This window comes from Bradyrhizobium sp. Leo114, assembly GCF_055229415.2.
The window spans coordinates 87,024-107,371 of sequence record NZ_JBUYEN020000024.1; the positions used below are offsets into that span (position 1 = coordinate 87,024).

At 63.0% G+C, this 20,348-nt stretch carries 22 protein-coding genes and 2 tRNA genes; 10 read left to right on the forward strand and 14 right to left on the reverse strand.

Annotated features, from left to right (window positions below; genetic code table 11):
• Positions 1-4: 4 nt before the first annotated feature.
• From nuoF to ACZIRK_RS26935, 8 genes are read right to left on the reverse strand one after another with little or no spacing between them, the layout of a single operon-like run.
• On the reverse strand, positions 5-1,330 hold the full coding sequence (gene nuoF / locus ACZIRK_RS26900; RefSeq protein ID WP_130227010.1) for an NADH-quinone oxidoreductase subunit NuoF: 1,326 nt from the start codon (positions 1,328-1,330) through the stop codon (positions 5-7).
• 19 nt (positions 1,331-1,349) lie between these two features.
• The gene (locus ACZIRK_RS26905) at positions 1,350-1,514 is read right to left on the reverse strand and encodes a hypothetical protein (RefSeq protein ID WP_165420951.1); all 165 of its coding nucleotides are present in this window, start codon (positions 1,512-1,514) and stop codon (positions 1,350-1,352) included.
• 41 nt (positions 1,515-1,555) lie between these two features.
• Positions 1,556-2,167 (reverse strand): NADH-quinone oxidoreductase subunit NuoE, encoded by a 612-nt coding sequence (gene nuoE / locus ACZIRK_RS26910; protein ID WP_130227011.1) that lies wholly within the window; start codon positions 2,165-2,167, stop codon positions 1,556-1,558.
• An 11-nt stretch (positions 2,168-2,178) separates the two neighbouring features.
• On the reverse strand, positions 2,179-3,138 hold the full coding sequence (locus ACZIRK_RS26915) for an FkbM family methyltransferase (protein WP_165435296.1): 960 nt from the start codon (positions 3,136-3,138) through the stop codon (positions 2,179-2,181).
• Positions 3,138-4,334 carry an NADH-quinone oxidoreductase subunit D gene (locus ACZIRK_RS26920; protein WP_028162801.1) on the reverse strand — a complete coding sequence of 399 codons (1,197 nt, stop codon included), beginning with the start codon at positions 4,332-4,334 and terminating at the stop codon, positions 3,138-3,140. Before ACZIRK_RS26920 ends, ACZIRK_RS26915 begins: the two co-directional genes overlap by 1 nt.
• Positions 4,335-4,336: 2 nt before the next feature.
• Positions 4,337-4,954 carry an NADH-quinone oxidoreductase subunit C gene (locus ACZIRK_RS26925; protein WP_130227013.1) on the reverse strand — a complete coding sequence of 206 codons (618 nt, stop codon included), beginning with the start codon at positions 4,952-4,954 and terminating at the stop codon, positions 4,337-4,339.
• A gap of 11 nt (positions 4,955-4,965) precedes the next feature.
• Positions 4,966-5,556 (reverse strand): NuoB/complex I 20 kDa subunit family protein, encoded by a 591-nt coding sequence (locus ACZIRK_RS26930; protein ID WP_028162803.1) that lies wholly within the window; start codon positions 5,554-5,556, stop codon positions 4,966-4,968.
• On the reverse strand, positions 5,547-5,912 hold the full coding sequence (locus tag ACZIRK_RS26935) for an NADH-quinone oxidoreductase subunit A (RefSeq protein WP_130227014.1): 366 nt from the start codon (positions 5,910-5,912) through the stop codon (positions 5,547-5,549). The genes ACZIRK_RS26930 and ACZIRK_RS26935 overlap by 10 nt, the downstream gene beginning before the upstream one ends.
• Before the next feature lie 536 nt (positions 5,913-6,448).
• Between ACZIRK_RS26935 and ACZIRK_RS26940 the strand changes: the two genes are divergently transcribed.
• From ACZIRK_RS26940 to ACZIRK_RS26960, 5 genes are all read left to right on the forward strand, one after another.
• Positions 6,449-6,649, forward strand: coding sequence for a hypothetical protein (locus ACZIRK_RS26940; protein ID WP_028162805.1), 201 nt, complete (start codon positions 6,449-6,451; stop codon positions 6,647-6,649).
• A gap of 355 nt (positions 6,650-7,004) precedes the next feature.
• Complete coding sequence (locus ACZIRK_RS26945) at positions 7,005-7,994, forward strand: UbiA family prenyltransferase (protein ID WP_463328395.1); 990 nt, start codon at positions 7,005-7,007, stop codon at positions 7,992-7,994.
• A gap of 2 nt (positions 7,995-7,996) precedes the next feature.
• Positions 7,997-9,622, forward strand: a complete 1,626-nt coding sequence (locus ACZIRK_RS26950) for a hypothetical protein (RefSeq protein WP_463328396.1) — start codon at positions 7,997-7,999, stop codon at positions 9,620-9,622.
• 49 nt (positions 9,623-9,671) lie between these two features.
• Positions 9,672-10,253, forward strand: coding sequence for a haloacid dehalogenase-like hydrolase (locus ACZIRK_RS26955; RefSeq protein ID WP_130227017.1), 582 nt, complete (start codon positions 9,672-9,674; stop codon positions 10,251-10,253).
• Positions 10,254-10,349: 96 nt separating this feature from the next.
• Positions 10,350-10,550, forward strand: a complete 201-nt coding sequence (locus tag ACZIRK_RS26960; RefSeq protein ID WP_130227018.1) for a hypothetical protein — start codon at positions 10,350-10,352, stop codon at positions 10,548-10,550.
• 29 nt (positions 10,551-10,579) lie between these two features.
• On the opposite strand, the gene ACZIRK_RS26965 is transcribed toward ACZIRK_RS26960, so the two are convergent.
• On the reverse strand, positions 10,580-11,947 hold the full coding sequence (locus tag ACZIRK_RS26965) for an O-antigen ligase family protein (RefSeq protein WP_130227019.1): 1,368 nt from the start codon (positions 11,945-11,947) through the stop codon (positions 10,580-10,582).
• A gap of 382 nt (positions 11,948-12,329) precedes the next feature.
• Here ACZIRK_RS26965 and ACZIRK_RS26970 point away from each other — a divergent pair.
• The 3 genes from ACZIRK_RS26970 (at position 12,330) to pepT (ending at position 14,470) form a co-directional block, all read left to right on the forward strand.
• Positions 12,330-12,406 (forward strand) — tRNA-Asp (locus tag ACZIRK_RS26970).
• Between the two features lie 369 nt (positions 12,407-12,775).
• Complete coding sequence (locus ACZIRK_RS26975) at positions 12,776-13,075, forward strand: HU family DNA-binding protein (RefSeq protein ID WP_027580650.1); 300 nt, start codon at positions 12,776-12,778, stop codon at positions 13,073-13,075.
• 138 nt (positions 13,076-13,213) lie between these two features.
• On the forward strand, positions 13,214-14,470 hold the full coding sequence (pepT, locus tag ACZIRK_RS26980; protein WP_130227020.1) for a peptidase T: 1,257 nt from the start codon (positions 13,214-13,216) through the stop codon (positions 14,468-14,470).
• A gap of 97 nt (positions 14,471-14,567) precedes the next feature.
• Here the strand turns inward: pepT and ACZIRK_RS26985 are convergent, their stop codons facing one another.
• Entirely contained in the window at positions 14,568-15,428 is an 861-nt protein-coding gene (locus tag ACZIRK_RS26985; protein ID WP_130227021.1) for a class I SAM-dependent methyltransferase, read from the reverse strand.
• A 30-nt stretch (positions 15,429-15,458) separates the two neighbouring features.
• On the reverse strand, positions 15,459-15,749 hold the full coding sequence (locus ACZIRK_RS26990) for a hypothetical protein (RefSeq protein ID WP_028162818.1): 291 nt from the start codon (positions 15,747-15,749) through the stop codon (positions 15,459-15,461).
• A 178-nt stretch (positions 15,750-15,927) separates the two neighbouring features.
• Here ACZIRK_RS26990 and ACZIRK_RS26995 point away from each other — a divergent pair, with 178 nt between their 5' ends.
• Together ACZIRK_RS26995 and ACZIRK_RS27000 are read left to right on the forward strand one after the other, a co-directional pair.
• Positions 15,928-16,296, forward strand: a complete 369-nt coding sequence (locus ACZIRK_RS26995) for a hypothetical protein (RefSeq protein WP_028162819.1) — start codon at positions 15,928-15,930, stop codon at positions 16,294-16,296.
• A 228-nt stretch (positions 16,297-16,524) separates the two neighbouring features.
• Positions 16,525-16,968 (forward strand): NUDIX domain-containing protein, encoded by a 444-nt coding sequence (locus ACZIRK_RS27000; RefSeq protein WP_130227022.1) that lies wholly within the window; start codon positions 16,525-16,527, stop codon positions 16,966-16,968.
• A gap of 123 nt (positions 16,969-17,091) precedes the next feature.
• Here ACZIRK_RS27000 and ACZIRK_RS27005 read toward each other — a convergent pair.
• The 3 genes from ACZIRK_RS27005 to lon form a co-directional block, all read right to left on the reverse strand.
• Positions 17,092-17,168, reverse strand: a tRNA-Val gene (locus tag ACZIRK_RS27005).
• Between the two features lie 50 nt (positions 17,169-17,218).
• Positions 17,219-17,623, reverse strand: coding sequence for a GFA family protein (locus tag ACZIRK_RS27010; RefSeq protein WP_130227023.1), 405 nt, complete (start codon positions 17,621-17,623; stop codon positions 17,219-17,221).
• Positions 17,624-17,736: 113 nt separating this feature from the next.
• Complete coding sequence (gene lon / locus ACZIRK_RS27015; protein WP_130227024.1) at positions 17,737-20,160, reverse strand: endopeptidase La; 2,424 nt, start codon at positions 20,158-20,160, stop codon at positions 17,737-17,739.
• Positions 20,161-20,348 lie beyond the last annotated feature (188 nt).

Consider the following 20,348-nt stretch of genomic DNA (forward strand, 5'->3'; position numbering starts at 1 on the left):
ACCATCACTCCGCCGCCACCATGTGCGCGGGATCGAGCACGCCGACATCATCAATGTCAGCCTTGTGCGAATATTGGTCGATGCGCGCTTCGATCTCGTGACGGAAGTGCGCGATCAGGCCCTGGATCGGCCAGGCCGCGGCATCGCCAAGCGCGCAGATGGTGTGACCCTCGACCTGTTTCGTCACCTCGAGCAGCATGTCGATCTCGCGCTTGTGGGCGCGCCCTTCGGCCATGCGGGTCAGCACGCGCCACATCCAGCCCGTGCCCTCGCGGCAAGGCGTGCACTGGCCGCAGCTCTCGTGCTTGTAGAAATAGGAGATGCGCGCGATCGCCCGGATCAGGTCGGTCGACTTGTCCATCACGATCACGGCCGCGGTGCCGAGGCCCGAGCGCAATTTGCTCAAGGAGTCGAAATCCATCGGCGTGTCGATGATCTGCTCGGCCGGCACCATGCGCACCGAGGAACCGCCGGGGATCACCGCTTTCAGATTGTCCCAGCCGCCGCGGATGCCGCCGCAATGCTTTTCGATCAGTTCGCGGAACGGAATCCCCATCGCCTCTTCGACGTTGCAGGGCCGCTCGACATGGCCGGAGACACAGAACAGCTTTGTCCCGACATTGTTGGGCCGGCCGATACCGGCAAACCAGGCCGCGCCGCGGCGCAGGATATCCGGAGCAACCGCGATCGATTCCACATTGTTGACCGTGGTCGGGCAGCCGAACAGGCCGACATTGGCCGGGAACGGCGGCTTCAGCCGCGGCTGGCCCTTCTTGCCCTCGAGGCTTTCCAACAGCGCCGTCTCTTCGCCGCAGATATAAGCGCCGGCGCCATGGGCGACGTAGAGGTCGAATGGCCAGCCATTGACGTTGTCCTTGCCGATCAGCCTGGCCTCATAGGCCTGATCGATCGCAGCCTGCAGATGCTCGCGCTCGCGGATGAATTCGCCGCGGACATAGATGTAGCAGGCATGCGCGTTCATCGCGAAGCTCGCGAGCAGGCAGCCTTCGATCAGGAGATGCGGATCGTGCCGCATGATCTCGCGGTCCTTGCAGGTGCCCGGCTCGGATTCGTCGGCGTTGACCACGAGATAGCTCGGCCGGCCGTCGGTCGATTCCTTCGGCATGAACGACCATTTCAGGCCGGTCGGAAAACCGGCCCCGCCGCGGCCGCGCAGACCGGAGGCCTTCATCTCGGCGATGATCCAGTCGCGGCCCTTGTCGATGATCGCCTTGGTGCCGTCCCAGGCGCCGCGGCGGCGCGCGCCCTCGAGGCCCCAATCGTGGAGGCCGTAGAGGTTCTTGAAGATGCGGTCCTTGTCGTCGAGCATGCCTAGAACTTTCCAAACATCAACGATTGGCCTGGGCGTAAGCGAGCCCCGCAGCGCATCCGCCGAAGGTCAGCGCCCACAACAGGCTGGATTCGAGCGAGGCGTTCAGCCCATAGCGCTGCAGCAGGAAAATGAACGCGGCAGCGACCGCCGCGTGGAGAGCGATGTAACGCCAGTGTTTCATCGCGACCTCCCTTCCCGCCCGCTGCCATGCGAGACCAGGCCTCATGTGGTTTCCTTCAGCGTGGTCGGCCCGCCCGCCGGCGCCGAGAACTGACGGTCGACCTGCGGACCCGGCTTCGGCGGATTGCCCGAGGCGAAACCATCGAGCACTTTGCCGAAGCTCTCCTTGGTCAGGTCCTCGTAGGTATCCTTCCAGATCTGGACCATCGGCGCGTTCACGCAGGCGCCGAGGCACTCGACCTCTTCCCAACTGAAATTGCCGTCCTTCGACAATTCGAAGGGCTCGTGACTGATGCGATGCTGGCAAACTTCGATCAGGTCGCCGGCGCCACGCAGGCGGCAGGGCGTGGTGCCGCAGACCTGCACATGCGCCTTCTTGCCGACCGGCTGCAACTGGAACATCGTGTAGAAGGTCGCGATCTCGAGCACGCGGATGTGGGGCATTTCGAGCATGTCGGCGACGGTGCGGATTGCGGCTTCCGAAACCCAGCCCTCGTTCTGTTCCTGCGCCCGCCACAGGATCGCGATCACAGCGGAGGCCTGACGTCCCGGCGGATACTTCGCGATCTGCTGCTTGGCGAAAGCGAGGTTCTCCTCCGTGAACGCAAAGCTCGCGGGCTGCAATTCCTTCGGGGCAAGACGACGGACCGACATTTCTTACTCTCTCATTGCATGCGGCGAACGGGCTTCGCATTCAGCGCGTTGATCCGGTCCTGCCAGAAGGCGCTTGCGGTGCCGAACACGTTGTAACCGACATGGGTCGATACCTTGATGCGATCGAGGATCGAAAGCTCGGTCACGGCTTCAAGGCGATTGGAGCTGGGATCGTAGACGATCAGCTTGAGCGGGGTCTGTTCGAGGATGTAGCGCGACACGGTGTGCTTGCGGTCGCTGCCATGCTCCTCGCACAGCAGCACGCTGTCGCCCTGCATCAGCCGCAAGCCGCCCTTCATCGCCTCGATCTCGACGCCCTCGACGTCGAGCTTGATCAGATATTTTCCGTCCAGCGCGATCTTGCCGTCGTCGAGCAGATTGTCGAGCGCGATCACGGGCACGTCCTCGCCGCCGGTCTGGTCGCCGGCGATGCTGAACGCCTCATGCTTGGTGCCGGAGAGCTTTGCCGTACCCCTGCCTGCGCCGATCGCGCATTTCATCGTCTCGAAGCGATTGCCGTTGATCGCGGCGTTGTTCGCAAGCTTGGGAAAATTCTGTCCCGACGGCTCGATCGCGATCGCCTTTTGCGAACCGAACGGCTTGCTCGAAACCAGCACCGACCAGTAGCCGTAATTGGCGCCGCAATCGATCAGCGTGTAGTCGACGTCGGCGGAATCCTTGAACAGCAGTTCGAGCTCGTCCTCGTAATGGTAGGAGCGGTTGAGCAGCTTGCTCCAATAACCGTCCCCATAGGGAAACTCGAACACCGCGTCCTCATTGAGCCGGATGGCGATGTTGCGCTCGGGCAGCGTCTTGCGCAGCAGGTTCGCGCAGGCGATGTAGCCCATGTGGGAAAAATGCGAGGAGATCTTCGAACCGGTCGACAGCGCCAGCGCAGCCGTCCGCTCCCACAGGTTGGCTCCTTCGAGAGCCCCTGAGGCGCGGTCAAACTGGATGGGCGGCTGCACCATCACCGATCGACCTCTCCGAACACGATGTCGAGCGAGCCGAGGATCGCGGAGACGTCGGCGAGCAGATGGCCCGTGCAGATGTGATCCATCGCCTGCAGATGGGCAAAGCCCGGCGCCCGGATCTTGCACTTGTAGGGCTTGTTGGTGCCGTCGGAGACGAGATAGACACCGAACTCGCCCTTAGGCGCTTCCACCGCGGCATAGACTTCGCCGGCCGGTACGTGCACGCCCTCGGTGTAGAGCTTGAAGTGATGGATCAGCGCTTCCATCGAGCGCTTCATCTCGCCGCGGCGCGGCGGCGCGATCTTGTTGTCCTCGACCACGACCGGCCCCTGCCCGTCTGGCGATTTCAGTTTCTGGATGCACTGCTTCATGATGCGCACCGACTGGCGCATCTCTTCCATCCGGATCAGGTAGCGGTCGTAGCAGTCGCCGTTCTTGCCAATCGGGATGTCGAAATCCATCTCGGCATAGCATTCATAGGGCTGCGACTTGCGCAGATCCCAGGCCGCGCCCGAGCCGCGCACCATCACGCCCGAAAAGCCCCACTCCCAGGCTTCCTTCAGCGACACCACGCCGATATCGACGTTGCGCTGCTTGAAGATGCGGTTACCGGTGAGCAGCGTGTCGAGGTCCGCGACCACTTTAAGGAACGGATCGCACCACGCCTCGATATCGTCGATCAGCTTCGGCGGCAGGTCCTGGTGCACACCGCCGACGCGGAAGAAGGCGGCATGCATGCGCGAGCCGGAGGCGCGCTCGTAGAACATCATCAGCTTTTCGCGCTCCTCAAAACCCCACAGCGGCGGGGTGAGCGCGCCGACGTCCATCGCCTGCGTGGTGACGTTGAGCAGATGCGACAGGATGCGGCCAATCTCGCAATAGAGCACGCGGATCAACTGCCCGCGCCGCGGCACCTCGATCCCCAGCAGCTTTTCCGCCGCGAGGCAGAAGGCATGCTCCTGGTTCATCGGCGCGACGTAATCGAGCCGGTCGAAATACGGGATCGCCTGCAGATAGGTCTTCTGCTCGATCAGCTTCTCGGTGCCGCGATGCAAGAGCCCGATATGCGGATCGACGCGCGCAACGACCTCGCCATCGAGTTCAAGCACCAAGCGCAGCACACCGTGCGCCGCCGGATGCTGCGGTCCAAAGTTGATGGTGAAGTTGCGCAGATTCTGCGGTTGCTCGTTCATGATCAGGCCTTCGGCTCCGCCTTCGCCTTCTCGTCTCCGGGCAGCGGATAATCCGCACCTTCCCAGGGCGAGAGGAAATCGAACTTGCGGAATTCCTGGTTGAGGCGCACCGGCTCGTACACCACCCGCTTCTCCTGGTCGTCGTAGCGGACCTCGACGAAGCCGGTGAGCGGAAAGTCCTTGCGCAGCGGGTGGCCGTCGAAGCCGTAATCGGTCAGCAGCCGGCGCATGTCAGGATGGCCGGTGAAGATCACGCCATAGAGGTCGTAGGTCTCGCGCTCGAACCAGTCGGCGCCAGGAAAGACCTCGATGATCGAGGGCACCTGCGTGTTCTCGTCCGCCTCCGCGCGCAGGCGGATCCGTGTGTTCAGCGTCGGTGACAGGAAGTGGTAGACGACGTCGAACCGCTTGTCCCGCTCGGGATAATCGACCGCGGTCACATCGGTGATGTTGACGAAGCGCAGGGCCGGATCGTCGCGCAGGTGCCTGACGACGTCGACGATCTTCTCGGCGTCCACGTCAACCGTGAGCTGATTGAATGCAACCGAATGCGCCTTCGCAGCGCCGGGAAGCGCGCTAACGATCGTCTGCCCCAAGGCGTCGAGCTTGGCGTCGTCCATGACGTAATACCTTAGCGTTCGATAGTGCCGATGCGGCGGATCTTCTTCTGCAGCAGCAAGACGCCGTAGAGCAGCGCTTCCGCCGTCGGCGGACAGCCCGGCACGTAGATGTCGATCGGCACGATGCGGTCGCAGCCGCGCACCACCGAATAGGAATAGTGGTAGTAGCCGCCGCCATTGGCGCACGAGCCCATCGAGATCACGTAGCGCGGCTCCGGCATCTGGTCGTAGACCTTGCGCAGCGCCGGCGCCATCTTGTTGGTCAGCGTGCCCGCGACGATCATCACGTCCGACTGCCGCGGCGAGGCGCGTGGCGCAAAGCCGAAACGCTCGACGTCATAGCGCGGCATCGAGACCTGCATCATCTCGACCGCGCAGCAGGCCAGGCCGAACGTCATCCACATCAGCGAGCCGGTACGGGCCCAGGTGATCAGGTCGTCGGCAGCCGCGACGAAGAAGCCCTTGTCGGAGAGCTCGTGGTTGATCTCGCGGAAATAGGGATCATTGGCGCCGACCGGCTTGCCGGTGGCGGGATCAAGGATGCCCTTGGGCGCCGGCGCGATCGCCGGCCGGGGCGTTGCGACGGTAGGGCTCAATCCCATTCGAGCGCGCCTTTCTTCCATTCATAGGCAAAGCCGACCGTCAGCACGGCCAGAAACACCATCATCGACCAGAACCCGGTTGCGCCCAGCTTGCCGAACGCCACCGCCCAGGGGAACAGAAACGCCACTTCGAGGTCGAAGATGATGAAGAGGATCGCCACCAGATAAAAGCGGACGTCGAACTTCATACGGGCGTCGTCAAAAGCGTTGAATCCGCATTCATAAGCGGAGAGCTTTTCCGGATCGGGCTGCTGGAATGCGAGCAGGAATGGCGCAATCAGGAGCGCCAGGCCGATCACGCTCGCGACCCCGATAAACACCACAAGTGGAAGATAATTCTGCAGGATGCCGTTCATCGGCGGTGCCTTCTTGCTGCGGTTTCGGACGGCCGCAGATTCGTGTCATTGGAATTATTCTTGAGCCTTAGCGCAGCGCAACAGAGGGCGCAAGACAAGCTATTTTAAAGCTCTGCCGGGCGGAGCCGCCTCCGATCAACCGGTGTTGAATGCTCGTTCTCGCCCCACATGAAGAACGCGTGACCTCGAAGGTTCGTGCCCCAGATTTGCAGCTCCCGATCGGCTCAAATCCACGGTGGCTAATAATCGCCCGGCCGTCTCTGCGCGCCTCTCGTTTAGTTGAACCGCAGCGGTCCTGTCGGCCGACACGGTATGTTGGCCCGCCGCCCCTGTGGCAGCGTTATCCCCAGGGAATCCTCCTTCGTTTGTGACTTTTTTCCTTTAGCCCCAGCCGCCTGCGGTCAGACACGCTTCGCAGGAAACCAATCCCGCCGAGCAACGAAACCATTTTGGGGAACCCGCGAAACCATCCTGAAACAGATTAAAGCTACCTGTCTTCCCGACAGGCGGCGGCAAAGTTCGCCCGGAGGCGTCAGATGAACCACTCAATTCACTCGGCGGATCGCTCGACCCACCTGAAGATCGTGGTGGTCGCGCTGGTGGCGGGCATTGCGGTCACAGCCTTGGGTATCGCCGCGCGCAACAATTCGGAGTTCACCCAGACCGCCCAAACCCAGGTGGTGAAGGCTGGCAAGCCGGTGGCGATTACCAGCTCGGGGACCTCCACGGTCCGCTGACCCGCACATTCCCTGACAAGGCACCGAAGGCCGCCTCCGGGCGGCTTTGTTCTTTGGTGGGCTTGCGAAGCTGACAGACTGCCCGGTTTGGAACAGCCTGTACCAATCCGGCGCAGGCGCTGGCAACAATCGCCCCCACCTTTCGCCGCCGCCGACCTGGATTCGGCTGCACGACGGCCTATGCGGCGGGCCGAAAACCCCGAAAACCCCGCCTCCGCTACCGCCGTTAACCGCATTACCTGGGTTTCGGCGCCCCTGATGGCCTCCCTCGTCACTGCGGCACGATCGCTGCCCTTCCAAGGCATCTTCCGTCGCATCCGCCCCGATGCGGCACAGAGGCAGCCTGGAGGATTGCATGTCCGTCACCCACTACGCGCCGCCGTCGGCGGGTCTCGCCGACTACATCGCCATCGCCCGGCCCGATCACTGGATCAAGCACGTGCTGATCGTGCCAGGCGTCGCCTTCGCGATGATCATGGCAGGGACCGGACCGGTCGACTACGCGACGGTGGGAGAACGCCTGCTCGCCTGCCTGTTCGTCGCCATGGCGCTGTCGTCCGCCAACTACACCATCAACGAATGGCTCGATGCCCCCTTCGATGCGATGCACCCGACCAAGCGGGCGCGTCCGGCAGTGCAGACCGCGATGTCGCCCAGCATCGTCTTCGCCCAGTATATCCTCTTGACCGGCGTGGGCCTGCTCGTCGCCAACCAGCTCGGCCGGAGCTTCGCCCTCACCGCCGCCGTATTCGCCGCTTTCGGCGTCATCTACAACGTGCGCCCGATCCGCGCCAAGGATCGCGCCTTCCTCGACGTCATTGTCGAGTCCCTCAACAATCCCATGCGCTTCCTGTTCGGCTGGTTCGCGGTGGTCCCGCATATCGCCCCGCCGATCTCGATCCTGCTTGCCTACTGGTTCGGCGGCGCCTTCCTGATGGCCGCCAAGCGCGTTTCCGAACATCGCGCCATCGTCGAGGCCGGCGGCACCGCCAACCTCGCCGCCTATCGCCCCTCCTTCGCCGTCTATACGCATTCGAGCCTGGTGACGAGCTGCCTCGTCTACGCCCAGGGCTTTGCGTTCATGATGGCGATCTTCCTGATCAAGTACCGGATCGAATACATCGTCGCGATCCCGTTCCTGATCGCGCTGTTCGCCGCCTACATGCGGCTCGCATTGACCCCGGATTCCGCGGCCGCACGGCCCGAGGAGCTGATGCGGCAGCCGTCCATGCTGATCGCCGCTGCCGTCACCATGGCGCTGTTCGGCATCCTGACCTTCGTCGACCTGCCGCTGCTCAACAGCCTCACCAGTTCGGACCTCATCCGTCTCAGCGGGGGTCGCTGACCATGTCGATGACGGCCTCCCTGAGCGCCCCACGAAACTACGCCGGCGTCGCGGTCGCGACGCTGGCTTTCGCCGCGCTGGCGCTTTTGCTCGACGGCCCGGTCTGGTTGGTCAAGCTGGTGCCGACCCAGGATGGCCCGGTGCATCTGGCACAGGCCGACCTGATCGCCCGCTTCGGATGGGGTGGCGTGCTGCAGGAGCCTGCCGCCTCCTTCTACCAGTGGAATTCGCGCATCGAGCCGAACTCCGCGATCTATCTGTTGCTCGCCGGCCTGATCCGGCTGACCGGGAATCCGCTGCTCGCCAACACGCTGTTTCTGAGCCTGTACGGGCTGATCTGGATCGCCGCCGCCTTTGTGGTGTCCCGCACGGAAACCGAGCGGCCGCTGCTGCCGATGCTGCTGCTGTTGCCGGTTGCCTTCGGCGTCTTCATCCATTGGGGCTTCTACAATTTCGCCCTTGGCGTGCCGCTGTTCCTCTTGTTCGCAAGCTTCTGGAGCAAGGTGCGCGGGCGCGGTGACATCTTCACCTTCCTCGCCACCGCACTATTCCTGGCGGCCCTCTACCTGACCCACATCACCTCCGTGGTCGCGGCCTGCCTGCTGCTTGCGGCTGACGGTATCACCCGTGCGCTCCGCACGCTGGAGCACGCCGGCCCGCGCGCCGCCGGCCGACGATTGCTCGTCGATGGCGTCTGGTCCGCTGCGGCCGCCATGCCGGTGCTGGTCCTGATCGCAGGGTTTCTCCTCGCCTACCAGAACATTCCCGGCGAGGTGCCGGGCGGAGAAGGCGGCATCACGCAGATCCTGCGCCGGATCCTTGCCGCCACGCACCTCTTCACCTTCACCTCCTGGGAAGTGGCGGCGCTGGCGCCGCTTCTGGCGGCGGTGCTGGTGACCGGCGCCATGGCGCTGCGGCGCTTGCGGGCGGGCAACCTGACCTGGCCCATCTTCTTCGTCCTTGTGGTGCTGGTGTCGCTCCTCAACCTGAAGACCGGCTCGGCGCTGCTGTCGGAACGGCTCGCTCCCTATAGCTGGATCGCGGTCGTGCTCTTCATCGCGAGCCGCCAGCCACGCGAAGCACTGGTGCGCATCCTGTGCTTGGCCGCGATCGCCGGCCTGGTCTGCCAGACCGCGATCCGCACGGTGGCCTACAAGAGCTGGGCGCCGGTGCTGGAAAGCGAGCTTGAGATCGGCCGCGAGAACCCCGGCAGGACCTTCGTCAATGCCGATCTGATCGCCCAGCGCGACAGCTCCCTGTTCGCCTGGCGCATTCGCCCCACTTTGCATGCGGCCCAGACCGCGGCGCTGGCCGCCCGCGGCGCAGGTCTCTCGTCCACGCTGCCCTCGACCCGCTATTTCGGCTATTTCCCGCTGCAATATGTGTCGTCGCACGATTTCCTGCGCGCGACCACCGACTGGGAAAGCGAGCGCGACGCCGCTGAGCTCGCAAAATTCCGCAACTCCAATCGCGGCGCGCCGCAGGTGCTGATCGTGTCGTCCTCCGATCAGAGCGGATCAGCCGTCGCAAGCAATCTCGGCTATGGCGACTGCAAGGCAAGCCAGAGCGGTGGACGCGAGATTGTGGCCTGCACGGTTCCGAACCAGTTGAGTGCGATGCGTGACTGACCTTACCCTGAACGTTGCCTCAACACCGCGGAAGCAGCGGGATGCACGCATGGCCGCCGATGCGCTGCTGGGCCTGCCGATATCGATGCCGCTGGTGCTGGACCTCGACGGCACCCTCATCAAGGGCGATCTCCTCTATAAGAGCTTCTTCTCGATCCTGCGCCGCAATCCGCTGATCGTGCTCGCCTGCGCCAGATGGCTGTTGCGAGGACGCGCCGCGCTCAAGCGCCAGCTTGCGCTGCGCAACCGCATCGACTGGGATCGGCTCGAATTTCATCATGAGGTCGTCGCGTTGGCGCGCCTGGAGCAGGCCGCCGGCCGCATGATCGTGCTCGCTACCGCCGCCGACGCCGTGCTCGCCGGCCAACTCGCATTCCGCCTGCCCGTCTTCGATCAGGTGTTCGCCTCCGATGGCAAGGGAAACCTGAAGGGGCCGGCCAAGGCCACGTTGCTCCGCGAGCTATTTCCGGAAGGCTTCATCTATGCCGGCGACAGCAAATCCGATCTCGCGGTCTGGGCCCACGCCAGCGGCATCATCCTCGTCAACACGCGACGATCGGTCGGTGACGCAGCGCTGGCGCTAGGACGGCCAACGCTGGATTTAACCGCCCGGCCAGACAGCCAGCGTTAACAAGCCCTAACGCAATCGTTCGATTGCAACCGACGTTGCGATCCCAAGCTTAAATTTCGGCGCGTATAGAGAGGGCCAGTAGGACCCTCGCCGCCGATGAATCTGCATCAGGAAACATACGCCTCCAGCTTCAAGATCGTCTGCACCGATTGCGGCAGCCTATCGATCAAGCTGGAGAGACCGGCCGCCGCATCCGGTGACACGGTGATCGAATGCCGCTGCTGCAGCGCTGTCCGCGGCACATTGGCCGATCTCAGGGATCTGGCCCGCCGCGGCCGGGACCTCTACGAATTCTAGTCTGGGCCAGAATCTGGCGGTCTCCGCCGTCAGGCGGCGGTCAAGCGAGCGCCGACACCCGGTACCGGAATGGCATTGATCGGACCGTCTACCCAGGCTTGCTCTTCAATATCGAGCGCACTGCTTCGCAGCTTTGCGGCGTATCCCAGAAACAGGAACAAGGCGACGTCCCTGCTGATCCTGCCATGCGCCATGCTCAGCATGAGCGTGAATACCAGGCTGCACAGCACGAAGCGGGCTTCGCGGTTGATCCTCGCCAGCGACAACATCCGCGTTCCCATCGCGTGATAGAGCAACAGGATGAGGAAGATACCCGCCGGCCAGCCGAATTCGATGATGGCCTGCAGGATCGAGTTGTGAACCTGGAAGCCTTTCAGGCACGACCGCTGGGTGAAACCGTCCAGTCCCAGTCCCGTCAGCCCCGCTTCCGGCAGCAACGCGAAGGCGTCCTTGTAGAGCTGCTGCCGGATGATGATCGAATTGTCCAGGTCGATCGAAGGACAAGAGGCTTGCGAAGGCGGAGGCGACACTGGCGGAGCTGCCTCGGTAGCGATGCGGCCTGATGCGGCGGGGGCTGGCAGTGCACTCGCCGGCGGCGAAACCGGCGGCGCCGGCGATTCATCGTTGCCCGGCTCGGCAACCTGAAAACCCAACGCCGCTTCGGCGAGCTTGGCGAATCTGAGCGTTGTTGATGACCTGACAACTGCGCCAAGCGCAACCGAAGCGATCGTGACGCACACGATCACGGCAATGAATTTGCGCTGGCCGGCCTTGGCAACCAACATCGCTGCGAGCAGCGCCACCACGATCACGATGAAGGAGTAGCGTACCATCGACGCCGCGAAGATGACCAGGGGCACGGCCGCGAGGATCGAGATCCATGCAGTCCGTCGCCAATTGAGTTCTGTGCAGGCCAGCGCCAGAAGCAGCAAGCCAAGCGACGTCGTGAATTGCGCCGGCGCAGCGTCGTACTCGTCAAAGACCAGCGGTTTACCATGGTGGTCGTTCCATTGGCCAAGCAGCGCCACCAGCGTGACGACGGCTCCGACCGCCACGATCGCGCCTGTGACAACCACGAAGGCTTGGGGAACTTGGCCGCAACGGGAGCTCACCCTGATCGCGGGATAAGCCGCAAGCGACAACCCCAGAAGGGCAGCCTCTTTCGGAGCGGCGATGCCGTTGACGGCGAACGAGAGCGCGATGCCGCAACAAAACAGCACGAACAGCACGTCGCAAATGTCGGGCCTGAACTCACGCCATCTCGCCAGAAGAAGCAGCGCAGCAATTGGCGTGGCCAGCAGCAGACCGGTGATTGTCGAGCCAGCCCCGGCGAAACCGTGCGCGAGCACCGCAAACGGCCCAGCGGATAGCAGGATGGCGAACAATACCGATTGCAAAGCCCGGCCCTCGTGAAACTGATAGTGTCGAAGCTCAATCAGAAAAGTTCTCAGAATAGCTCTATATCGACTCCGTGACAGTTCTCGCAATTGCAAAGGTAGCAGCACGCGCCGGTCGCCACTCGACGTAAATTCGCTCTATGCTTGTGGCAACACGATGGCACCTCCGAGCGCTTTCCAGCCCGCCATCTGGCTTTCCAGCCCGCCATCTGATGGAACCCGGCGAGTCGCCTCGGGCAGGAAACGCGGAGCCTTCCGTGCAGCGCCGCTGATTCCCTATCAACACGCTGCAAAGCCCTGCAGGACACGGGGAATCTCAACGTCCTTGACTTCAAAAGACCGCCCCTTTAAGTCCCCCACGTCTCGCGGAATTGCGCATCACGCGGGAGTAGCTCAGTTGGTTAGAGCGCCGGCCTGTCACGCCGGAGGTCGCGGGTTCGAGCCCCGTCTCTCGCGCCATTTTGGCGATGTGTTTCAAAGAGTTAGCTCCGCGCTCGACTTATCGATCCGCTCCCTTCGCCAAACTTCCCGCCGGCAACTCGGCACCTTCAGTTGTTGCGAACGGCCCCGTTCGCACAACCGTTTCATAGCTGCGACGTTTGGCGGTTTTGCGGTTTCGATGCAGGAAACGCCTGATTTTCGGGCGAAACGGCGTAGTCAGTCAGGGTCCGAATCGACTAAGGCCTGAAATGTCAGGGTTTCCTGGACCCTCGCCATCGAGACCCCCTAGGGCTCCAGATCTCCCGTCGACGCGTTTTCCCCAACGATTCAGCATCCGCTTCGTTCGAAAACGCTTCTTTAAGCCGTTCATCACGAGGAGGGCCACACATGGCGAAGAAAGCAGCGACCCCGGCGACCATCACCCTGAAGCATCTGGCGGCGGCGATCGCCGAAGACCAGGAGCTCTCCAAGAAACAGGCCGAAAGCATCCTGACCGACGTCGTGACGCGAATCACCAAGCACCTGAAGAAGGGCGAGCGTATCCGCATCGTCGGCCTCGGCATCCTGCAGGTGCGCAAGCGCGCCGCCCGGATGGGCCGCAACCCCGCCACCGGCGAGCAGATCCACATCAAGGCCAGCAAGAAGGTCGCCTTCCGCCCCGCCAAGGAACTCAAGGAAGCCATCTAATCGGCCAAAGTGACCGGCCGAGTGATCGGCCAAGCCCTTCGTTCAGTCAGCGCCATTCCGGCTCTTCGACGCGGCCCCCGGAGTGGCGCTTTTCTGTTATAGAGCCAGCCCAATCCCTCTCCTGCAATTGCGGTCACCATGCTGGCTCCCACGCTCGATTTCAAACACACCGTCACCGAGCGCTTCCTGCGCTACGTCGTGATCGACACCCAGTCCGATCCGGAATCGCCGACCTGCCCTTCCACCGAGAAGCAGAAGGATCTCGGCCGCCTCCTCGTCTCGGAATTGCAGGCGATGGGGCTCAGCGACGCCCACCTCGACCAGCACGGCTATGTCTACGCGACCATCCCGGCCACATCAGACAAGAAGGTGCCGGTGATCTGCTTCTGCTCGCACATGGACACCTCGCCGGACTGCACCGGCAGGAATGTGCGGCCGCAGATCGTCAGGAACTATCGCGGCGGCGACATCGTGCTGCCGGCCGACCCCGCGCAGGTGATTCGGGCCGCCGAGCATCCAGCGCTGTCCGACCAGATCGGCAACGACATCATCACCACCGACGGCACCACGCTGCTGGGAGCGGACAACAAGGCCGGCGTCGCCGAGATCATGGATGCCGCCCATTTCCTCGTTAACAATCCCCAGGTGAAGCACGGCACCATCAAGATCCTGTTCACACCCGATGAGGAGATCGGCCGCGGCGTCGACAAGGTCGACCTGAAGAAACTCGGCGCCGATTTCGCCTACACAATCGACGGCGAAACCGCCGGCCATATCGAGGACGAGACCTTTTCCGCCGACGGCGCCACCATCACGATCGAAGGCGTCTCCACCCATCCCGGGTTCGCCAAGGGCAAGATGGAGCACGCGATCAAGATCGCCGCGGGGATCATCGAGCGGCTGCCGAAGACGACCTGCTCGCCGGAGACCACCGAAGGCAAGGAAGGCTTTCTGCATCCGATCGCGATCTCGGGCGCGCTGGAGCAGGCCAGGCTCGACTTCATCGTGCGCGATTTCACGGAGGCCGGGCTGAAGGAGAAGGAGGCGCTGCTGGAGGCCATCGTCAAGGACGTGATGAAGGCCTATCCGCGCTCGACCTACCGCATGGAGGTCAAGGAGCAGTACCGCAACATGAAGCAGGTGATCGACCGTCACCCCGAGATCGTCGACTACGCGGGCGAGGCCATTCGCCGCGCCGGCCTGACCCCGGTGAAGACCTCGATCCGCGGCGGCACCGACGGCTCGCGCCTCTCGTTCATGGGCCTGCCCTGCCCCAACATCTTCGCCGGCGAGCACGCCTTCCACTCGCGCCTGGAATGGGTGAGCCGGCAGGACATGGAAAAGGCGGTGCAGACCATCGTACATCTCGCGATGATCTGGGAAGAGCGGGCGTAGCGCCGCTCTTCCGTCATTGCGAGCGGAGCGAAGCAATCCATCGCGCCGCGTGTGGAGACATGGATTGCTTCGCTCCGCTCGCAATGACGGTTGGCTGCTACGAAGCCTTCGCCGTCACGATCCAGATCGAGGCAGGCAGCATCACTGAATTGCCTTTGACGAACGGCGCGAGCGCCTCGCGGATCGCACCGGCGGCAGCGGCGCGGAGTTCAGGCGGCTGATCCTGCAGCGCCCGGCTGACCGGCCCGATCTCGAGCGCGCCTTGCACGGCGCCATCGAGGCCGCCGCCGATCGCGGCGTCGAGCGAGAGCGGGCACGGCTCCATCTCCACATTCGTAAAGCCGGCCGCGCCGAGGATACGTCGCACACGCTCCTCCGAGGCGAACGCGAACGGCCCGGGATCCTCGGGGCCCTGCTGCGGCAATTTCGGCACGTGCTTGTAGGCGGCCTGCAACGGCGTCATGAAGAATGGATTCTCTCGCGGCTCGCGCCAGCAGACGAACGCAAGCCGCCCCGACGATCGCAGCGCCTTCCTCATATTCGCACACGACACCGCGGGATCGGCAAAGAACATCACGCCGAACCGCGACGCCAACAGGTCGAAGCTTGCGGGAGCGAACGGATACACGGTCGCGTCCGCGAGCGCATATTCCAGCGACAATCCCGGCGTCACGCGTTGCCGCGCCCGCTCGAGCATCGGGCCCGATACGTCGATGCCGAGCACGTGGCCGGACGGCCCGACCTTCCCTGCAAACGCGACGGTGGTCGCGCCGCTGCCGCAGCCGACATCGATGACGCGCTCGCCTGTGTTCGGCCTGGCGCGATCGATCAGGATATCGAGGACCGGTGCCAACAGGACGTCCTGCGCTGCTTGCCGGTCAGCCCAGCGCTGGCCACCCGGCCCGTTCCAATAGGCGATCTGGTCGGCGTTCTGCTCGTGGCCAAGGGCGGTATCCATCAGCATGTCTCTTCGTTGTAATCCGCAGCATCATTGCGGTGCCTGCTTCGCGGCACTGCCGGTCTTGGATTTCTTCTGCGTTGTGTGGCTGGCCGGCGGAGCCGCGTTGTCACTGCGCACAGCGCCCCAGGGATCGCTGGGCCCTGCCTTGTCGGGAATGTTGCGCAACGACTTCTTGTAGGCGCGCTCGGCGTTGCGCTCCTCCTCCTTCTGCGACGGACTCTTCTCCTTGTCGATGTCACCATATTGCGGCACGGCATTCTGTGCGAACGCCGATCCGGCCATCAGCGCGATCATCACGGCGGCAACAAAGACTCGCATGGGCAGCTCCCGGGGGTTTTCATGCAATGATATCACCCGGTTGGGCGCATCGCCAATCCTCCGGCGAGCGCAGCGCCGCGCATTGAGGCCGCATTGCTTTCACCGAATGGCCACATGAAAAGCAGATGCCAACCAGATTTCCCGGATAGGACTCGTTTGGTCTTCAACCTGGAAAGGCATGACCATGCGCATCTTTACGGCATCCGCCATCATTGCAGCTCTCTGCCTCGGAACACCGTCTTTGGTGCTGGCGCAGGGAACTCCCTCGCAACGTGGGGCGGAGTCGCCACCCGCTCAGTCCGAGCCCGGCACCGTGATACGGACCATACAGGTTGTTGACGTCAAGGAACTGCAGCCGGCGGTGCGCTCGAAAGTCGATGAGATCATCTCGCAGACGAGCGACGAGGACATGCAGTCACTTCGGAAGACCATCGACGCGACCCCGCAGGCGGTATCCGCGCTCAAGGCCAAGGGCGTGACGTCGTCGCAAGTCGTTGCCATCAACATCGCCGATGGCATCCTGACGATGTTCACCAAGACGGCGTGAGATCGGATATCATTTCGACAGGCTGCGTCTGCATCGGTGCGGCATCGAACTTGCCGCACCAATTCGCCTTCGCTCTGCGAAACTTCGGCCCGCCGAGCCGAAGCCCGCGCAGAGCGCATTCGCGCGAGCTCAATTGTGACTGGTGCGCTATCATTGCCCATCTGAAATCCAGCCGTTGCGGCTCCGCGACGGCGAAACTATGGGTCATGCGCACCATCGAGGATCATCATGAGCTTGAGAGAAGGCGCCGCGGCCATCGTGATCGATACAGATGGTCGCTTTCTCATGCAATTGCGCGACGACAAGCCCGGTATCGTCGATCCCGGCAAGATCAGCCTTTTTGGTGGCCGACGCGAAGGCAACGAGACTTTCAGGGACTGTATTGCCCGTGAGATCCACGAAGAACTGGGCTGCCATCTGCCGGCAGAGCGCTTCCAGCATCTCGCGCGCTGCGTTGGTTCAAACCACCCGATTACCGGCGGCAACTTTCACGCCGAGATATTTATCGTCCGATCGATTTGTTCTGAAGAGCTGACGATTACTGAGGGCAAGCTAACGACGTTCACGCTCGCCGAACTCTGTCAGATCAGGGAATCTCTCGCGCCGCTTGCCCAATTTGCCGTCGACGCCTTCTTGTCGGAGGCCAAAGCGACCAACATGGCGCAAGAGTAGAAAGGCCCTGCGCTACAAAAGCTGATCTTCGCGGGTGAACAAGGATGAACGCTGACGAACAGCACCAGTCCGCCTTCGCTCTCCAAGCTCCGGCTTGCCGAGCCGAAGCCGCAGGGCGAAGGCTGGTGGGCGGCGAGAGATTCGAACTCCCGACCCTCTCGGTGTAAACGAGATGCTCTAACCAGCTGAGCTAGCCGCCCTCGCCTGCTTCTTTACCCTCGCCCTGGCCCGCGGCGCAAGGTGGCTACCATCATTCAGTCGGAAGTCCCGGCAATGCCTTGAGATCATTGATCCAGGGCGCGGCCGAGCGGCACCAGATTTGGCGCCGCGGCTGCAATTGGTCGCGCTGGCGGATGCTGCCCCAGCGGATGCCCCAATCCTCCGGGCCACCGTCCTCGCCGCTCGTGAACAGCGGGGAACCGCATTCGGGGCAGAAATGCTGGAAGCGGATCCGGCCATTGTCGCCGGGCTTCCCATAGATTTTCGGCGATTTGCCCGTGAGGCGTATCGCTTCGCCGGAGCAGATCACTGTGACGCGGTAGGGCGAGCCGGTCAGCGTCTGGCAATCCGTGCAGTGGCAGATCGAGACCCGCTCCGGATCGATATCGGCATCAAAGGTCACGAAGCCGCAATGGCATTGTCCGTCGATCTTCATGGCGCCCTCCTCTCTGCCTGCCGCTTGTCCTGGCGCGTTATCTTCGCGCGAAACTCCCATAAACAAAAACGGCGCCCGAAGGCGCCGTTCGTTGTTCAAGCAATCCGGTCCGGTCAGTGCGCCGTCAGGCCGCCGGTCTCTTCGGCAGCGTCGGGCTTGACGTCGACCTTGGTCTCCTCTTCCCAGACGATCGGTGTGGGCACCCGCACCAACGCCCTGGCGACGACCTCGTCGAGCCGGGAGACCGGGATGATCTCCATGCCGCCCTTGATCGCATCGGAAATCTCCGTGAGATCCTTGGCGTTGTCCTCGGGGATCAGCACCGTCTTGATGCCGCCGCGGGCGGCAGCCAGGAGCTTCTCCTTCAGACCGCCGATCGGCAGCACGCGGCCCCGCAGCGTGATCTCGCCGGTCATCGCGACCTCGTGGCGGACCGGAATGCCGGTCATGACCGAGATGATCGCGGTGGCCATCGCCACGCCTGCGGACGGTCCATCCTTCGGCGTCGCACCCTCGGGCACGTGCACGTGGATATCGCGCCTGTCGAATAGCGGCGGCTCGATGCCATAGGTGATCGCACGCGAGCGGACGTAGGACGCCGCCGCCGAGATCGATTCCTTCATGACGTCGCGCAGATTGCCCGTGACCGTCATCTTGCCCTTGCCGGGCATCATGACGCCTTCGATGGTGAGCAACTCGCCGCCGACATCGGTCCAGGCCAGACCGGTGACGATACCGACCTGGTCCTCGCTCTCGATTTCGCCGAAGCGGTACTTCGGCACGCCGAGGAACTCTTCGATGTTCTTCTCGGTGACCTTGACCGACTTCTTCTTGGAGATCATCAGCTCCTTCACCGCCTTGCGGGCGAGTGTGGAGAGCTCACGCTCCAGGTTGCGCACGCCCGCTTCGCGGGTGTAGCGGCGGATCATCAAGAGCAGCGCATCGTCATCGATCGACCATTCCTTGGAATCCAGACCGTGCTTGGAGAGCGCGTTCGGGATCAGGTGCTTGCGCGCGATCTCGACCTTCTCGTTCTCGGTGTAGCCGGCGATCCGGATGATCTCCATGCGGTCCATCAGCGGTCCCGGAATATTGAGCGTATTCGCGGTCGTGATGAACATCACGTTCGACAGGTCGTAGTCGACCTCCAGGTAGTGGTCGTTGAACGTCGAGTTCTGTTCGGGGTCCAGGACCTCGAGCAGAGCCGATGACGGATCGCCGCGGAAGTCGGCGCCCATCTTGTCGATCTCGTCGAGCAGGAACAGCGGATTGGAGGTCTTCGCCTTCCGCATCGACTGGATGATCTTGCCGGGCATCGAGCCGATATAGGTGCGGCGGTGACCGCGGATCTCGGCTTCGTCGCGCACGCCGCCGAGCGAGACGCGCACGAATTCACGCCCCGTCGCCTTCGCGATCGACTTGCCGAGCGAGGTCTTGCCGACGCCGGGAGGCCCGACCAGGCACAGGATCGGTCCGGTCAGCTTGTTGGCGCGCGACTGCACCGCGAGATACTCGACGATACGGTCCTTGACCTTCTCGAGCCCGTAATGGTCGGAGTCCAACACCGCCTGCGCGGCTTCCAGATCCTTCTTGACCTTGGACTTCTTGTTCCACGGGATCGACAGCAGCCAGTCCAGATAGTTGCGCACCACGGTCGCTTCCGCGGACATCGGCGACATCTGACGCAGCTTCTTCAGCTCATGCTGCGCCTTTTCGCGCGCTTCCTTGGACAGCTTGGTCTTGTTGATGCGCTCTTCCAGATCGGCCAGCTCGTCGCGACCTTCGTCGTCGCCGAGCTCCTTCTGGATCGCCTTCATCTGCTCGTTCAGGTAATACTCGCGCTGGGTCTTCTCCATCTGGCGCTTGACGCGCGAGCGGATGCGCTTCTCGACCTGCAAGACCGAGATCTCGCTCTCCATCAGGCCCAGCACCTTCTCCAGGCGTTGGGTGACCGACAGCGTCTCCAGGATCGCCTGGCGATCGGCGATCTTGACCGCCAGATGCGAAGCGACGTTGTCGCTCAGCTTGGCGAAATCGGTGATCCCCTGAACAACGCCGACGACTTCGGCGGATATCTTCTTGTTCAGCTTCACATAGCTTTCGAAATCGGACACGACCGAGCGCGCCAGGGCTTCGGCTTCAACCGAATTGGCGTCGGTGTCGGCGAGCGCGACGGCGGTCGCCTCGTAGAACTCGCTGCGGTCGGAGTATTTCTCGACGCGCGCGCGCTCGAGCCCTTCGACCAGCACCTTCACGGTGCCGTCGGGCAGCTTCAGGAGCTGCAGCACGCTGGCGAGCGTTCCCGTCTCGTAGATCGACTCGGGCGCCGGATCGTCGTCGGACGCATTCTTCTGCGTCGCGAGCAGGATCAGCGCATCGTTCTTCATCACTTCTTCAAGAGCGCGGATCGACTTCTCGCGGCCGACGAAGAGCGGCACGATCATGTGCGGGAAGACAACGATGTCACGGAGCGGCAGCACCGGATAAGAATGGCTTTCGCCGTAGACAATCGATGGCCGGGGTTTTGAGGTTGTCATGGCCTATTCCTTTCGTTGTGCCCCCTTGCACGCGGCCCGCTTGCTTGCGCAACCACCACAAGGTGCCTGTATGATCCGAATGTCGCTCGGCCCTCGGCCGCTCGTTTCAGATATCAGATGACGAATCTTGAGACGTAAATCTTCATCACCGACAGCATTAGGTGGCTATCGGCCATGGGGGTGTCAAG

Coding starts and splice junctions, on each gene's coding strand:
- nuoF (WP_130227010.1), bottom strand. CDS start 1,330: ATGCTCGACGACAAGGACCGCATCTTCAAGAACCTCTACGGCCTCCAC.
- ACZIRK_RS26990 (WP_028162818.1), bottom strand. CDS start 15,749: ATGCGAGTCTTTGTTGCCGCCGTGATGATCGCGCTGATGGCCGGATCG.
- ACZIRK_RS26960 (WP_130227018.1), top strand. CDS start 10,350: ATGAATCTGCATCAGGAAACATACGCCTCCAGCTTCAAGATCGTCTGC.
- nuoE (WP_130227011.1), bottom strand. CDS start 2,167: ATGTCGGTCCGTCGTCTTGCCCCGAAGGAATTGCAGCCCGCGAGCTTT.
- ACZIRK_RS26985 (WP_130227021.1), bottom strand. CDS start 15,428: ATGGATACCGCCCTTGGCCACGAGCAGAACGCCGACCAGATCGCCTAT.
- ACZIRK_RS27010 (WP_130227023.1), bottom strand. CDS start 17,623: ATGAAGATCGACGGACAATGCCATTGCGGCTTCGTGACCTTTGATGCC.
- ACZIRK_RS26950 (WP_463328396.1), top strand. CDS start 7,997: ATGTCGATGACGGCCTCCCTGAGCGCCCCACGAAACTACGCCGGCGTC.
- ACZIRK_RS26930 (WP_028162803.1), bottom strand. CDS start 5,556: ATGGGATTGAGCCCTACCGTCGCAACGCCCCGGCCGGCGATCGCGCCG.
- ACZIRK_RS26975 (WP_027580650.1), top strand. CDS start 12,776: ATGGCGAAGAAAGCAGCGACCCCGGCGACCATCACCCTGAAGCATCTG.
- ACZIRK_RS26905 (WP_165420951.1), bottom strand. CDS start 1,514: ATGAAACACTGGCGTTACATCGCTCTCCACGCGGCGGTCGCTGCCGCG.
- ACZIRK_RS26920 (WP_028162801.1), bottom strand. CDS start 4,334: ATGAACGAGCAACCGCAGAATCTGCGCAACTTCACCATCAACTTTGGA.
- ACZIRK_RS26925 (WP_130227013.1), bottom strand. CDS start 4,954: ATGGACGACGCCAAGCTCGACGCCTTGGGGCAGACGATCGTTAGCGCG.
- pepT (WP_130227020.1), top strand. CDS start 13,214: ATGCTGGCTCCCACGCTCGATTTCAAACACACCGTCACCGAGCGCTTC.
- ACZIRK_RS26935 (WP_130227014.1), bottom strand. CDS start 5,912: ATGAACGGCATCCTGCAGAATTATCTTCCACTTGTGGTGTTTATCGGG.
- ACZIRK_RS26940 (WP_028162805.1), top strand. CDS start 6,449: ATGAACCACTCAATTCACTCGGCGGATCGCTCGACCCACCTGAAGATC.
- ACZIRK_RS27000 (WP_130227022.1), top strand. CDS start 16,525: ATGAGCTTGAGAGAAGGCGCCGCGGCCATCGTGATCGATACAGATGGT.
- ACZIRK_RS26945 (WP_463328395.1), top strand. CDS start 7,005: ATGTCCGTCACCCACTACGCGCCGCCGTCGGCGGGTCTCGCCGACTAC.
- ACZIRK_RS26995 (WP_028162819.1), top strand. CDS start 15,928: ATGACCATGCGCATCTTTACGGCATCCGCCATCATTGCAGCTCTCTGC.
- ACZIRK_RS26955 (WP_130227017.1), top strand. CDS start 9,672: ATGGCCGCCGATGCGCTGCTGGGCCTGCCGATATCGATGCCGCTGGTG.
- lon (WP_130227024.1), bottom strand. CDS start 20,160: ATGACAACCTCAAAACCCCGGCCATCGATTGTCTACGGCGAAAGCCAT.
- ACZIRK_RS26915 (WP_165435296.1), bottom strand. CDS start 3,138: ATGGTGCAGCCGCCCATCCAGTTTGACCGCGCCTCAGGGGCTCTCGAA.